Annotated in this window: 16 protein-coding genes; 3 read left to right on the plus strand and 13 right to left on the minus strand. The window is 52.7% G+C overall.

Annotation, left to right across the window (positions count from 1 at the left end):
* Positions 1-2: 2 nt before the first annotated feature.
* The 3 genes from ACO0LM_RS09180 to flgB form a co-directional block, all read right to left on the minus strand.
* Positions 3-671 (minus strand): flagellar hook assembly protein FlgD, encoded by a 669-nt coding sequence (locus ACO0LM_RS09180; RefSeq protein WP_423036338.1) that lies wholly within the window; start codon positions 669-671, stop codon positions 3-5.
* 22 nt (positions 672-693) lie between these two features.
* A complete protein-coding gene (gene flgC / locus ACO0LM_RS09185) occupies positions 694-1098 on the minus strand; it encodes a flagellar basal body rod protein FlgC (protein WP_422980689.1) in 405 nt (134 codons plus the stop codon).
* A gap of 65 nt (positions 1099-1163) precedes the next feature.
* On the minus strand, positions 1164-1568 hold the full coding sequence (gene flgB, locus ACO0LM_RS09190) for a flagellar basal body rod protein FlgB (RefSeq protein WP_423036370.1): 405 nt from the start codon (positions 1566-1568) through the stop codon (positions 1164-1166).
* 177 nt (positions 1569-1745) lie between these two features.
* Here flgB and flgA point away from each other — a divergent pair, with 177 nt between their 5' ends.
* The 3 genes from flgA (at position 1746) to ACO0LM_RS09205 (ending at position 3421) form a co-directional block, all read left to right on the plus strand.
* Positions 1746-2477, plus strand: a complete 732-nt coding sequence (flgA, locus tag ACO0LM_RS09195) for a flagellar basal body P-ring formation chaperone FlgA (RefSeq protein ID WP_423036340.1) — start codon at positions 1746-1748, stop codon at positions 2475-2477.
* 141 nt (positions 2478-2618) lie between these two features.
* Positions 2619-2927: a flagellar biosynthesis anti-sigma factor FlgM gene (gene flgM / locus ACO0LM_RS09200; RefSeq protein ID WP_186945632.1), complete on the plus strand. Its 309-nt coding sequence runs from the start codon at positions 2619-2621 to the stop codon at positions 2925-2927.
* A gap of 2 nt (positions 2928-2929) precedes the next feature.
* The gene (locus ACO0LM_RS09205; RefSeq protein ID WP_423036342.1) at positions 2930-3421 is read left to right on the plus strand and encodes a flagella synthesis protein FlgN; all 492 of its coding nucleotides are present in this window, start codon (positions 2930-2932) and stop codon (positions 3419-3421) included.
* A 144-nt stretch (positions 3422-3565) separates the two neighbouring features.
* Here ACO0LM_RS09205 and motD read toward each other — a convergent pair whose 3' ends face one another.
* From motD to ACO0LM_RS09255, 10 genes are all read right to left on the minus strand, one after another.
* A complete protein-coding gene (gene motD / locus ACO0LM_RS09210; protein WP_423036344.1) occupies positions 3566-4402 on the minus strand; it encodes a flagellar motor protein MotD in 837 nt (278 codons plus the stop codon).
* 33 nt (positions 4403-4435) lie between these two features.
* On the minus strand, positions 4436-5176 hold the full coding sequence (locus tag ACO0LM_RS09215) for a flagellar motor protein (protein ID WP_423036346.1): 741 nt from the start codon (positions 5174-5176) through the stop codon (positions 4436-4438).
* Positions 5158-5889, minus strand: coding sequence for an RNA polymerase sigma factor FliA (locus tag ACO0LM_RS09220; protein WP_186945636.1), 732 nt, complete (start codon positions 5887-5889; stop codon positions 5158-5160). Before ACO0LM_RS09220 ends, ACO0LM_RS09215 begins: the two co-directional genes overlap by 19 nt.
* Before the next feature lie 4 nt (positions 5890-5893).
* Positions 5894-6736 (minus strand): MinD/ParA family ATP-binding protein, encoded by an 843-nt coding sequence (locus ACO0LM_RS09225; RefSeq protein WP_422980683.1) that lies wholly within the window; start codon positions 6734-6736, stop codon positions 5894-5896.
* Entirely contained in the window at positions 6729-8063 is a 1335-nt protein-coding gene (gene flhF / locus ACO0LM_RS09230) for a flagellar biosynthesis protein FlhF (RefSeq protein ID WP_423036348.1), read from the minus strand. Before flhF ends, ACO0LM_RS09225 begins: the two co-directional genes overlap by 8 nt.
* Complete coding sequence (gene flhA / locus ACO0LM_RS09235; protein ID WP_423036350.1) at positions 8060-10147, minus strand: flagellar biosynthesis protein FlhA; 2088 nt, start codon at positions 10145-10147, stop codon at positions 8060-8062. Before flhA ends, flhF begins: the two co-directional genes overlap by 4 nt.
* Positions 10144-11295 (minus strand): flagellar biosynthesis protein FlhB, encoded by a 1152-nt coding sequence (gene flhB, locus ACO0LM_RS09240; protein ID WP_422980680.1) that lies wholly within the window; start codon positions 11293-11295, stop codon positions 10144-10146. Before flhB ends, flhA begins: the two co-directional genes overlap by 4 nt.
* Before the next feature lie 238 nt (positions 11296-11533).
* Positions 11534-12781 (minus strand): MFS transporter, encoded by a 1248-nt coding sequence (locus ACO0LM_RS09245; protein WP_422980679.1) that lies wholly within the window; start codon positions 12779-12781, stop codon positions 11534-11536.
* A gap of 67 nt (positions 12782-12848) precedes the next feature.
* Positions 12849-14048 (minus strand): FAD-dependent oxidoreductase, encoded by a 1200-nt coding sequence (locus tag ACO0LM_RS09250; RefSeq protein ID WP_423036352.1) that lies wholly within the window; start codon positions 14046-14048, stop codon positions 12849-12851.
* 253 nt (positions 14049-14301) lie between these two features.
* The coding region (locus ACO0LM_RS09255; RefSeq protein ID WP_423036372.1) for a transposase at positions 14302-14468 on the minus strand (167 nt) is incomplete at its 5' end.

Genomic DNA, 14468 nt, shown 5'->3' on the forward strand with positions numbered 1-14468 from the left:
CATCAATAGATTTGTTTCACATCACTCATGGCGACATCACCCACATTGGCCACATTCAATTTCACCCCCGAAGAACCCGAAGTAATACTCGATACCACACCAAAAGCCAGATTGGTACCCGCCAGCTTCGTGTCACCCGATTTCGCAGTCACGTCAAAAGTGTAGACGCCATTTGCGGCGGTCGTACCGCTATCGGTTTTACCGTCCCAGGTCAGTGTACTCACACCCTGCGGCAAGGCATCCACGCTCATTTTCCTGACGACAGCACCGGCACTGTCGCGTACTTCAACATCAACCTTGGTCGCCGACTGTGGCAAGTCCACCGCGTAGATGCCCTTGCCGTCGGTAACCGTCATCGTATTACCCGGGGCAATCACGCCATGGCCTATCATATTCGCTGCCTGCAGGTTCTGGCTGGCCAGGAAATTGGCATTCATCGCCGTGACCGTTGCATTCAATTTGTCGATACCACTGACTGTAGATAACTGCGCCATCTGGCTGGTCACCTGGGCATTGTCCATGGGGTTCAGCGGATCCTGATTTTTCAACTGGGTGACCAGCAAGGTCATGAAGCGATTTTGCGCATCCTCGGTAGAGTTGGCAGAGGTCTTGCTGGCATTCATCGTCGCCAGCAAAGTTGGATCAACGGTATCAGTCTGTATGGTGGTCATTTTCTATTCCTTTGCACTAAACTTATTGACCCAGAGTCAATGTTTTCAACAACATGGTCTTGGCCGCATTCATGACTTCCACATTATTCTGGTAAGAACGCGACGCTGATATCATATTGACCATTTCTTCCACCACATTCACGTTGGGCGTGGCGACATAGCCCTTTTCATCAGCCAGCGGATGCTTGGGGTCATACATCAGTTTAGGCGGATTACTGTCTTCTACAACCTGATTCACCTTGACGGCGGTGGAAGCCGTACCCGCCATAGGCACGGCACTGAATACCACCTGCTTGGCTTTATATGGCTGGCCGTCCGAACTGGTGACACTATCGGCATTCGCCAGATTGCTTGAAACCACGTTCAGACGCTGCGATTGCGCACTCATGGCTGAACCGGCAACATTAAACACATTAAAGAGTGACATGATGATAATCCTTGTATTCGTGCTTCTTTAGAACTCTGAATTTAGCTCTGCTTTTAGCCTTACGTTTAGCCCTGTATTGCTGCCAGCATATTTTTAATCTGCATATTGATGATGGTCAGGCTGGCCTCATAACGCAAGGCATTGTCGGTGAACTGATTACGTTCCACATCCATATCCACCGTGTTGCCATCCACACTACCCTGTATCGTAGGCCGGTACTGGGCTGCCACACCGGCTACCATGGTCGATGTATCCAGATGCTGGCTTGCCGTTTTATTCAGCGCCGTTGGCGACTGCGACAGGTTCTGATGCAGGGCATTGCTCAGGGCTGCCGAAAAATCAACATCCTTGGCCTTATAATTCGGCGTATCAGCATTCGCAATATTCGATGCCAGCAATTGCTGACGCTGTCCTCTGACGGACAAAGCCGCTTCATGAAAGCGCAAGAAATCATCCAGTCCACCAGCCATCATTTTCTCCTTTACCACCGGTCAGGCATGCCCACGGTTTGCTATACCTTGCATATTATTCGCCACCGGGCAAGTTTGATCAGGCAATCAGAACGAGAAAAACCTGCTTATTCCCCCTTTCAAAAACCTGCAGGAATCCTAAAATGGAATCCGGAACAGATAAACGCAGGAATCAGGATGAAACTCCCACTACCCCCACTACACACAGGCAAACGCTGGTCGGCATGGCTCTTGATGGCGCTGGCGAGCGCGAGCGGGGTGGCACAGGCAGCCAACCCAGCCACGGCGCAAGACCCGGCCCAGCTCAAGCAGGTGGCTCTTGATTTTCTGACATTGCAAACCAGCGGCTTGAACGGCGAAGTGCAAATCACCGTCGCCGACGTCGACAAACGCCTGAATCTACAGGCCTGTGACGCCCTCAACCCGTATTTGCCGCCAGGCAGCAAGCCCTGGGGCAAGGTTACCCTGGCCATCAAATGCGGCGCGCCTGCCACCTGGCTCATCTATTTGCAAGCTAACGTGCAAGTGACGGCAGATTATTATGTGACTGCCAACGCCATTTCACATGGGCAAGTCATTACCATTGCCGACCTGAGCAAATTACGCGGCGACATTTCAAAATTGCCAGCCGGTGTCGTCACCAGCCCCGAACAGGCCGTCGGCAAAAGCATGCAGATGTCACTGGCCTCCGGCAGCATATTGCGGGCCGATGTCTTGAAGAGCCCGGCAGTAGTACAGCAAGGGCAATCGGTACGGGTAATCAGCACTGGCCCTGGCTTTCAGGTGGCTACCGATGGGGTAGCACTGAACAATGCTGCGGATGGACAAGTTGCCAAAGCGAAAACAAGTTCGGGACAGACCATTAGCGGCATTGCCAAAAATGGTGGCATCATAGAAATAGTTTACTAGCAAAAAACCAGCAAAAAGAATGCCATGAAGAAACATTGTTAAGGTGCTGCAATATTTTTTTGAGGTAAGGTTAAAGTTTAAAATTACACAGCCGATAAACTGGATATAGATGTTTGTAATTCCCACACTGAGGGTATCGCTGTGAAAATTGATGACGCACTTAACAAGACCTCAGGGCTTCCCGTAAGCCCGCAGCAGGCACGCACGGAAAAACCGGCAGATAACACGCCGGCACCCGTTGCGAATTCGTCGAAGGTGCAAATTTCGACCCTGTCCACGCAATTGCAGGCTCTGCAAAGCACACAGGCAAGCAATGCTGTATTCGAGACGAAGAAGGTGGAAGAGATCAAACTGGCCATTTCTGAGGGACGCTTCCAAGTGAACTCGGAAAAAGTCGCTGATGGGCTTCTGGAAACAGTCAAAGACTTACTTAACGCAAGAAAACGCTAGCCATGAGCCCAACAAGTTCCGGACATACCGCAATTGAACAATGCCTGAAGGAAGAAGTCGTCACCATGTCTTCCCTGGCTGAATTGCTGAAAAAAGAGCAGTCCGCACTTGTTGATAGCGACGTCAGCTTACTCAACGATTACACCCAAAGCAAAGGGCAACTGGTTGGCAAGATGTCCGAGCTGGAAAAAAAGCGCAATGCGTTTCTGACGCAACTTGGTTACCGGGCAGACCTGGATGGCATGAAGGCGTATTTGCAGCAAGCTGGCCGTGCCGATGATGCAGGCACACACTGGGATCAGTTGCTGCAACTGTCGATGCAGGCAAAAGAAGACAACAAGACCAATGGTCTGTTAATTAATCGTCGCCTGGCACAAAGCCAGGCCATGTTAAGCGTATTGCAACAGGGGAACCAGAGCGCTTCCCCCATGTATGGCCCGAATGGCCAATCCACGATCAAAGGCACATCAGGCAAGGGCTATATCGCCACCTGACACCGCCGACAGATGCGTCCCCATAAAAAAACAGACCCTCGGGTCTGTTTTTGTTTTAGCGTACCAAACATAATGCAGTCTCGCATCAAAATCTCACATCTGAGTCTCACATCAAAGTCCAGCATCACCGTTCGCATCACAATTTTATCGCAGAGGTGTCGTCACAGCAGCCGGCACCGATACAGGCGCTGGTGCAGCCACAGAGGCTGGCGCCGTCGGCGAGATGGGCACATCCACCACCGGCTCAGGTAATACCGCCAGTATGGTCACCGATACCCGGCGGTTCCTGGCCCGGCCTTCGGTCGTGTCATTGTCACTGACCGGCAATTTCGCCCCCTGCCCTACGGCTGTCACCCTGATTTCATCGACACCGTTTTCAGTCAGCAACCTGGCCACCGTACTGGCGCGTACCGCCGATAATTCCCAGTTGGAGGGGAAAATCGGGTTCTTGATGGGTATATTATCGGTATGCCCCTCGACCTGTATGGCATGGGTATCGACCTTGAGGACGCTGGCAATCGCTTTCAAGGCCTGCACCGAATCTATATTCAGACGTGCCTCGCCCGGTGCAAACAACAGGCTGGCATTGATTTCTATGGTGATGCCGCGACTGGTCTGACTGACCCTGACCTTGCCTTCCCGCACCAGCGGTTCCAGCACCGTCAGGATATCCTTGGCCATGGTCGTCATTTGCGCCTTTTCTTTTCGCAAGGCTTCATTTGCGCGGCTGTTTTTTACCAGTGGCAGGGGGTCAAGCTTGACAATGGGTTCATTCGGTCTATCCACGGTCTTGGGATTCACCATGACCTTGCCAAAAGCCCCGGTCAGCGAATTCGACAAGACCCGGTATTTGCCCTCATTCAGAGAAGAAATCGCATACATCACCACAAAGAAAGCAAACAGCAGGGTAATAAAATCGGCGTAAGAAACCAGCCAGCGATCGTGGTTCTCGGGTTCTTCGTGGTATTTTCTTCTGGCCATAGGGTTCTTTAAGGCATCACAGCAGGCAAGCCATCAATTTCTATGATTGGTTAATCGCTCTTCCACCACACGCGGGCTGTCGCCCAGGGCAATACTGTAAAAAATATCAGACAACATTTCCCGTCGCGTGACTTCCCTGTTGATGATCTCTTTGAGCTTGTAACTGACCGGCAAAAACAACAGATTGGCCATGCCCACGCCATAAATCGTTGCCACAAAGGCCACCGCAATGCCACCGCCCAGCTTGGATGGGTCAGTCAGGTTTTCCATCACATGTATCAAGCCCAGCACCGCGCCCAAAATACCGATGGTGGGTGAATAACCGCCCGCCGCTTCCCAGATCTTGGCAGCCTGGCGCTGTTCCATCTCATACAGCGAAATATCGACATCCAGGATATCCTTGAGCCGGATCGGGTCAATGCCATCTATCACCAGGCGCAACCCTTTGCTGATGAAGGGATCGGTTGACGCATTCATATAGCGTTCCAGGCTGAGAAAGCCCTCCCTCCTGGCGACCACACTCCAGACCAGAGCTTCTTCAACATTCTTTTTGCTGTTGTCCGGCGGCTCTGACACCACCCAGCGCAACATGCGTACGCCCCGCATAAAGGCCTTGATGCGGCTTTGCATCAGCACCGCGCCGATGGTACCCACCACTACGATGACAAAAGCAGCAGGCTGCACCAGGGAAGAAAGACGGCCACCTTCCAGCAACTGACCAGAAACGATGCCGACAACTATCAGTAAAAGTCCGACTATGCTAGCCCAGTCCACGCCTTCTCCCTTAAGTACGCCCTGAGCCTGGCTACCGCCTGACTATGCAATTGCGACACCCGTGATTCGGAAACACCCATCACGGCCCCGATTTCCTTCAAGTTCAATTCTTGCTCATAATACAAGCCCATCAGCAATTTTTCACGTTCGGGCAAGCTGTCAATCGCCCCGATCACGGCGTCACGGAAATCATCATTCAACAAATCCTGCAGGGGATCGCCCGACAGATCGGAACAATAATGATCGAGGAAATGCTCTTTGGTGTCGGCGTCATGAAAGTCTTCGTAATACACCAGTTGATGGCCGCCACTATCGGTCAGCATGTCCTGGTATTCCTCCAGCGACAGCTTGAGTGACTTGGCGACCTCGGTTTCCAGAGGTGGCCTGCCCAGCTTTTGCTGCAGGGTATTCATGGCATTTTCTATCTTACGCATGTTCTGGCGTACGCCGCGCGGCAACCAGTCGCTGCTGCGTAACTCATCCAGCATGGCCCCGCGTATGCGCTGCACGGCATAGGTTTCAAACTGGGCACCATGCGTGTCTTCATAGCGGTTAACGGCATCCAGCAAACCTATCATGCCCGCCTGCACAAGATCATCCACCTCCACACTGGGAGGCAGACGCGCCTTCAACTGGTAAGCAAGGCGCTTGACCAGTGGGGCGTGCTCCCGGAGGAGGAAGTTTTTATCTGACTTTCCGCTAGCGGTGTACATGTGATTATATTCCGAGACCGACACCCAGCTCAGGGACTCCCTCTAAACATAATGTCGAACGCGCAGTCGTCGCCAATTGTTCCGCCAGCCGGGAAAAAGCCAGCGAAGCACGCGCTTTTGGAAAAGCATCAATCACGGAGCGTCCCAAATGCGCAGCCTTTCTTACATGTTCATCTTCCGGCACATGGCCGACATAGTGCAAAGGCACAGCCAGATAACGGCTGGCAGCCTGCGCCATATTTGTGTAAATCAATCTCGCCTCATTTTCTGATGCGCCGGATACCAGAATACCGTAACCGCGCCTTCCTACCCTGTTGCTGACCCGCTTGATCAGTCCGTATGCGGCCTTGATCATATGCGGATCGGCAGAAACCTGTATCACCAATTCGCTGTCATCCAGTGATGCCAGCGCAAACGCGTCATTCGCGTTGATGTCGCCATCGACCATCACCAGGTCTGCCTGGTTTGCCACGACATCAAACACTTTGGTCAGTTGCCGTGCACTTTCGGGCGGCAAAGCCGACGACAACGACGCCTGCCTGGTCAGCATCGTCACCGACAAGCCGGCAGCCACCATTTTGATCGCTTCCTTCATTGTACGCTGTTGTCTCGCTACATCCAACAAGGTACGATCATTGCTTGCATTCAGCCAGGCACCCACGCTATTGTCCGAGGCCCGCGCATCGATCATCAATACCTCACTGCCCTGCTTTGCCAGCGATACACCCAGATTAACCAACATGCCACTTTTTTCATCTTCCTTCAAGGCCGACAGGAAAGTGAACACCCTGGGTTTGGGGCTGGCCAGCATACGGCGCAAGCCTTCTGCCTGATCAAAACTAGCCAAGGGACACCTCCCTGGACACAGCAGCACGCGCGCCATTCCCGGCGCCCATGGTGCCAGCCATCAGCAAAGGCAATTCTTCATCCAGCAGGCGGAAGGCGGCTGTCTCACGTTTCAGTTTAAAGGCACGGTCTATCAGGTACAGCTTATTGGCGATATGCAGATCTTCTGGCACCCGCTGGCCGCTGGCAACGTAATACACCATGAGTTTCTGGCGTATCGCAATATCCAGCGCACCACCTATGGTGGCAGCTTCGTCGAGCTTAGTGAAAATGCAACCCGCCAGACCATTGCCCTGGTAAGCGCGTACCACTTCGCTCAGGGTTTCGCCGGTGGAGGTGGCATTCAGGCACAGCAGGCGCTTTACCGGAGTGTCTGTTCCTGACAACATGGCAAGCTGTTCGGTCACCATTTTATCGCGCTGACTGACACCCACAGTATCAATCAATACCGTATGCTTGTTCTTGAGTTCGGACAAGGCGATGCGCAAATCTGCCTCATCCTTGACGGCATGCACCATGACGCCGAGTATCTTGCCGTAAATGCGCAATTGTTCAAAACCGCCAATACGGTAGCCGTCAGTAGTGATCAAGGCCAGTTTGGAAGGCCCATGGCGCATCACGCAGCGCGCCGCCAGCTTGGCCGTGGTCGTGGTTTTGCCGACGCCGGTCGGCCCTACCAGCGCATACACACCGCCTTTTTCCAGCATTTCGTTTTCATTGTCGATGGTGGACAGATTACGCACCAGCGTATTCTTGATCCAGTCCAGGCCATTTTCGACCTTGCCAGCTTCCGGCAATTTTTCCACCAGATAGCGTGACAAGCCTGCACTGAAACCCGTGGCCAGCATTTCACGCAGGATTTCTGCCTTCTGCGGATGCCGCTTCTGGGTCTGGGTCCAGGATATTTCTGCCAGTTGTGACTCCAGCATGCTGCGCATGGAGCGGATTTCCGACATCACATTATTCAATTCACCGGCGCTGACAGCCGCTTCAATATCGGCATCCAGGGCGATCGCCGGTTTCAGCGGTCGACGGATGACGGCCGCTGCTTCAACTTGTGCTTCGGCCTGTGCTTCAGCCTGATAGCGCGGTGCAAAGCGCGGTGTATCGGGTATGCGTGGCAGTGGTAGCGCTGGTGACACCAGTGCTGGCGCTTCATCAGCGGATGAAGGTGCAATGGCACTGATGGCTTCATCCGCCATGGCCAGTATCTCAACCTTGCCGCCGACATTGCGGTTGGACAAAATCACCGCATCAGCGCCCAGGGCATCCCGCAACATGCGCAAAGCTTCGCGAGAAGTATTTGCGGTAAATTTTCTGACGTTCATGATTGCGCTCCAACCAGGCTGGTGACTTTAATTGTTTTTGTTTCAGGTAATTCTGCGTGCGATAAAACTTTCAGTTGCGGCACCGTGCGACGCAAGAAGCGCGACAGCAGGGCCCGCAGCGGTGCTGGCACCAGCAAGACGGGTGTCAGGCCCAATTGTTCCTGGTGCTGGGCAGCGGCTTCGGTCTGGGTAGCCAATGTGTCTGCCAGACCCGGCTCAATACCGGCACCATCGGCACCACTGGTCTGCAGGGCTTGCATCAGCAGGCGCTCCAGACGGTTATCCAGCGTCATGACGGTCAGTTCATTCCCGGTTGGGAAAATCTGCTGCACGATGGCACGGCCAAGCGCAATCCGCACCTGGGCAGTCAGCTCAGCGGCATCCTGGGTATGCATGGCCTGTTCTGACAGGCATTCAATGATGGTACGCATATCACGGATATGCACGCCTTCAATCAACAGGTTCTGCAAGACTTTTTGCAACACAGACAAAGGCAGGATTTTCGGTACCAGTTCTTCCACCATCTTCGGCATATCCTTGGCCAGGTGATCCATCAGCAACTGCACTTCCTGACGACCCAGCAACTCGGCAGCATGCGAAGTGATCAAATGATTCAGATGCGTGGCGATGACGGTACCCGAATCGACGACGGTATACCCCATCGCCTGCGCCTGATCGCGCATGCCGCCATCGATCCATACGGCAGGCAGGCCAAAGGCTGGATCATTCGTGACAGTACCTGGCAAATTGCCAGTGACCATGCCCGGATTGATCGCCAGATACTGGCCGCTAAGGGCTTCACCAACACCGACTTCCACCCCTTTGAGAGTGATGCGATAGGCCGAAGGCTTGAGCTCAAGATTGTCACGGATATGTACAGGCGGTGACAAAAAGCCGACTTCCTGCGCAAATTTTTTGCGTATACCCTTGATACGACGCAGCAACTCGCCTCCCTGGTTTTTATCCACCAGCGGGATCAGGCGGTAACCCACTTCCAGGCCCAGGGTATCGACTGGCAAAATATCCTGCCAGGTGGCTTCTTCCATCTCTTGCGGTGCGGCTGCGGGCGCATCCTGTTTTTCATCCATGGCGGGCGGCATCTGATTGCGTTTGTTCAGCAAATAACCACCGCCGCACAAGATTGCAGCCAGCAAGATGAAGGCGATATGCGGCATGCCGGGTATCAAACCCATGCCGCCGATAATGCCGCCGGTAATAATCATGACCTGCGGTTTGGCAAACAACTGGCCGATCAACTGACCACTGATATCCTGGTCACTGGCGACACGCGATACCACCACACCGGCTGCAGTAGAAATGATCAAGGAAGGAATCTGTGCCACCAGGCCATCACCAATCGCCAGCAGCGTGTAGTTTTTCAGCGCCGAGGCAAAATCCAGGTCATGCTGGACCATGCCGACAATCAGGCCGCCGACGATATTGATCACGGTAACCATGATGCCGGCCACCGCATCACCACGTACATATTTACTGGCACCGTCCATGGCACCATAAAATTCGGCTTCTTGCGCGACTTCAGTACGGCGGCGGCGTGCTTCCTGTTCAGCAATAAGGCCGGCGTTCAGGTCGGCATCAATCGCCATCTGTTTGCCTGGCATCGCATCCAGGGCAAAACGGGCACCGACTTCAGCAATACGGCCCGCACCCTTGGTCACCACGGTAAAGTTAATGATGGTCAGGATGATAAACACCACGATACCGACAGTGTAATTGCCACCAATCAGAAAGTGACCAAAAGCCTCAATCACCTTGCCCGCTGCATCCGGGCCGGTATGGCCCTCGGTCAAGACAACCCGGGTAGAGGCCACGTTCAGCGACAGGCGCAACATGGTACTGACCAGCAAAACAGTTGGAAACACCATGAAATCCAGCGGCTTGATGGTGTACAGGCTGGTCAGCAAAACGATAATCGCAATCGCAATATTGAAGCTGAAAAACACGTCCAGTACAAAGGCCGGCAAGGGCAAGATCATCATTGCCAGCATCAGGATAATCAGGAAAGGCGCGGCCAGCGCCCGGGTATTCATACCATTCATCCAGGCAGGTAATTTGAGGCTATTCATACTGCGGCTCCTGCTTGATTATTCGGGTCCAGCTCAGGTGGTACATATAAGTCATTCGGTTCCATCGGCTTGTTTCCTGCGCCTGGGCGATAACTGCGTAACTGGTAGACATACGCCAGCACCTCGGCCACGGCGGCGTACAAGGCTTCGGGAATTTCATCGCCCAGCTCAGTGTGCTTGAACAGTGCACGTGCCAGCGGTGGCGCTTCCAGCAAAGGCACCTTGTGTTCCTGTGCCAGTTCACGAATCTTGGCTGCCACAGCATCAGCCCCCTTGGCCACCACTTTCGGTGCGCCACGGCCACCCTCGGTGTACTTCAAAGCCACGGCAAAGTGGGTCGGATTGGTGACTACCACATCAGCAGTCGGGATTTCTGACATCATGCGGCGGCGTGCCATCTCGCGCTGCTGGGCACGGATTTTTGCCTTGATTTGCGGATTACCGTTCGCCTCTTTCGATTCCTGGATCACTTCCTGATGCGTCATTTTCAGTTTTTCAGCGTATTGCCACATCTGGTAAGGTGCATCAATCGCTGCAATCACCACCAGCGAACCGACAATGGCCAGAAAACACACGCCCATCATGTGGCCAACGTGGGCCGGCCCGGTTTTCAGCGATTCCAGCGGCAGGGCAAAAATCGCATTCTTCTGGTTCATGATGACTATCCACGCCACCACCCCGACCAGAACGGTTTTAATGATCGCCTTCAGCAATTCCACACCGGCACGGGTGGAAATCATATTGCCCAGGCCGGAAATAGGGTTCATGCGTCCAAAATTGGGCTGCAGGGCCTTGGCACTGAACAGCCAGCCACCAATCAGCAAGGGCGAACCCAGCGCAACGATCAGCAACAACACTGCTATCGGCGCAAATGCCACCAGCACGTCCCACAGACTGGCACCAATCTTGGAAAACAGTAGCTCAGGGTCATAGATAATTTCGCGCTCCAGCGTCAGGCCGGTAATCAATACATGATTCAATTGCCGGACCAGGCCATCGCCCATGGCCCATAGCGATCCACCCGCAGCCAGCAAAATGGTGCAGGTTGACAGTTCACGCGAACGTGGAACATCGCCCTCTTCCCGCGCCTGTTCAAGGCGCTTGGGCGAGGCCGGTTCGGTTCTTTCGAGATCGCTATCTTCGGCCATTGCCGACTCCTGTTATTTCCGCACAGCAACCAGCACGCTGATTACACAAAGCTACAGGTGTGATTATTGGCTATGTCAGAAGCACAAGATGCTTGGAATAAAGGAGGAAATACCCCTTAGCTCTGGGGAAAGAATGGCCCTCTGCGCTCAAAGGGCCATGAAAGGCTGAAATCTGAACGCCAGCCTGATGGCAAGACATTCAGATTTAGTTGTTTGAAGTGCGGTTGAAATGCCTTGATCAGGCAGGCACAGCCACAGGTGTTGCCACCATGCGGTGAATGAAATACATCATCACAGCAGTCAGCAACACAGTGCACACCAGAATATCGCCCAGCAAATCAAAATGCAGTATCGCGCCACCAGCAGGCTGGCTGACGATCATCCCGGCAACCACAGAGCCGACACCACCGGCAATTTGCTGCAGCGAGGAATTGATCGCCATGAATGCGCCACGGCTGTCAGCGGCAGGCACAGCTGACATCATTGCCTGGGCGGGAATCATGCGCGAAAAAATACCGACAAACAGCAAGACATTGACCAAAATGACCATAGGCAAAGGCGTGACGCCAAGACGAGTGTAGATCACGGCCATAACGATCGTCATCGCAGCTCCGAACAAAAATACGCGATATTTGCCAAACTTGTCGCTGAGCTTACCAACCAGAGGCCCAGTGATAATCGCACCGAAGCCTGTGACCAGATAAATCATCGGCAATTCCTTCATCGAAATACCCAGGTTATTGACCGCAAAGGCGCTGCTGAACGGCATCAGCATATAACCGCCTATGCTCAGAAATCCCGTCGCGGCAAATGCCAGCAAATACCTGGGTGTTGCTATCGTGTCTCTCAAATGATGGAAAGGATTGCGGTCAGACTGCAACTGCAAATGCGCATCAATCGGCTTCAGGTTCACAATGATGATGACACCGACGATAGCGGCCATCCCCACGATCATCATGAAAGGCGCATGCCAGCCCAAGTGCGCAGACAAATACAGACCAATAGGTAAACCCAGGATCTGGCTACCGGCAAAAGCCGTTTGCAATACACCCATGACCCGGCCGCGCATGGAAAACGGGAACAAGTCTGTCGTAATCGCCATCACGATGGCGCCAATGACGCCGCCAAACAAACCCGTCACGATACGCGCGAATAGCAGGAAGTAAAAATTAGGCGCAATCCCGCACAGAAAGGTACCGAGGATAAAGCCGCAATAAAAAAACATGAGCAGCTTTTTGCGGTCAAAGCGATCAGCAAAACCAGCCGCTGTAAAACCGGCGATACCAGCGCTGAAGGCATAGGCAGATACCACCACCCCAAACTGTGACGGTGTGATATTCAAAGCTGGCATCAAGATCGCACCCAGCGGTGACATGATCATGAAGTCAAGAATGATAGTAAATTGCAAAAACGCCAATATGGCGAGAACAAATTTTTGATAGCCGGTGAACTGCGTTGGCGGTTCGGTAGAAATAGTTTGAGTCATGTTTTCTTTCTTTTGCATTGAAATTCAGACTCTTTATTATGGTCTGAGTTCATATTTTTTTATGTAGTCAAGCAGCTTCTCTGAAGCCCTCTTTTTGTAATAGCACATCCTGATTTCCAGAAAAAAATTCCCTGAAAAACGGTACTGCCTCATAGGAATGAAAGACCTGGGTAAATTTCAGCGTTTCCGCTGCGGTCTCTGCATTCCGTGCGCGCATCTCGGTTTCATAGGCAGCGATAGCGGCATGCATATCCAACTCCGGGTTCAGCAATTGCCTGGCCAGCACCATAGCATCCTGCATAGCCATATTCACCCCCTCCCCCGCATACGGTGGCATGACATGGGCAGCATCACCCAGCATGGTCAGATTAGACAAAGACGGCCAGCTTTGGTGCACAGGCGCACAGAATTGCGGGCGCGGTATGAAAGGCAGGGTGGCATGCCTGAACAATTCTGCCCAGATCCCACTCCAGTTCCTGAATTCATGCCTGAACCAGGCTAATACCTGCTCCCTGTCAGAAAAATCGATTTTGCATTGGGTACACCACTGCTGATCCACTTTGTGTCCAGTATAAAAAGCCACGCTGCCGTCACCTTTCAGCACGATGAACAAGGTTTTTTCATCATCAAGCACGCAAATTTTTCCACCGCCCAGCAATTCATATAATTCCGGGATAGTGCTTGCAACATCAGCTACCGCGCCTTCCAGCACCGTCACCCCCGAATACTCAGGTGCCAGCGGAGTGATATAGGGACGTATTTTTGAGTTGGCACCATCGGCAGCGATGAGCAAATCAGCAGTAAATTTATCGCCGTTTTCAAATGTGATTTCAACCGACTCTTCTGTCCTGTGCAGAGACGAGAAACGGGCATCCCACACCACCGTATCATCCGCCAGCGAAGCCAGCAGCAAATTCCTTAAGGGGCCACGGTCAATCTCTGGCCTGTCGTTGCTCTCTGGTCCAAGTTCATCGATGATGACTGCTGCCTGTGCATCTACAAACAGCATTTTTTCAGCACCCGGACGATACGCCAGCTTAAACGCATCCATCAAACCGGCCGCACGCAAGGCTGACAAACCTGAACCCTCATTCAGGTTCAGGGTTGCGCCCTGCATGCGGGCAAACTGATTGATATCCCTTTCAAACACCTTCACCTTGGCACCCTGCATTTGCAGCAGGCGTGCCAAAGTCAGCCCGCCCGGCCCTGCACCTATGATGGCAATCTGCCTGTCTTGTATTGGACTTTGCTTATCGATTTTTGTCATGACGATGATTCCGGTTTTTATCCATTTCATTGCATGCTTTTGCATAGGCGTGCCGATATTGCTGCTGAATGGATAGACGTTTTGAAATTGCGAATATTGCAGCAAAGCCGAAGATATTCTGTATTTGCAAGAAATCGGCAAGCTGAACACTGCCTTGAGTCGCACTATAATTTAACCAAATTAAAAAGTAAAGTCACTTAATTTATTAATTGAAGTAATAATTTGACTAAGAACCTGTTCGAGATCTTTTTGATCACCCCCGCCGCAATAGCAAAGCGAGGAATGCCAAATTGACGAATTGCAAGCTGGTATTCAATTGTCGCTCACAGTTTTTCCAAAGGCGATGGCATTTCTCAAGCCAGGCAAAAGAGCGTTCCACCACCCACCGCTGGGGCATGACACTAAAGGTGTGGAGTTCAT

This window comes from Undibacterium sp. Di26W, from assembly GCF_049340265.1.
Classification (GTDB): domain Bacteria; phylum Pseudomonadota; class Gammaproteobacteria; order Burkholderiales; family Burkholderiaceae_D; genus Undibacterium.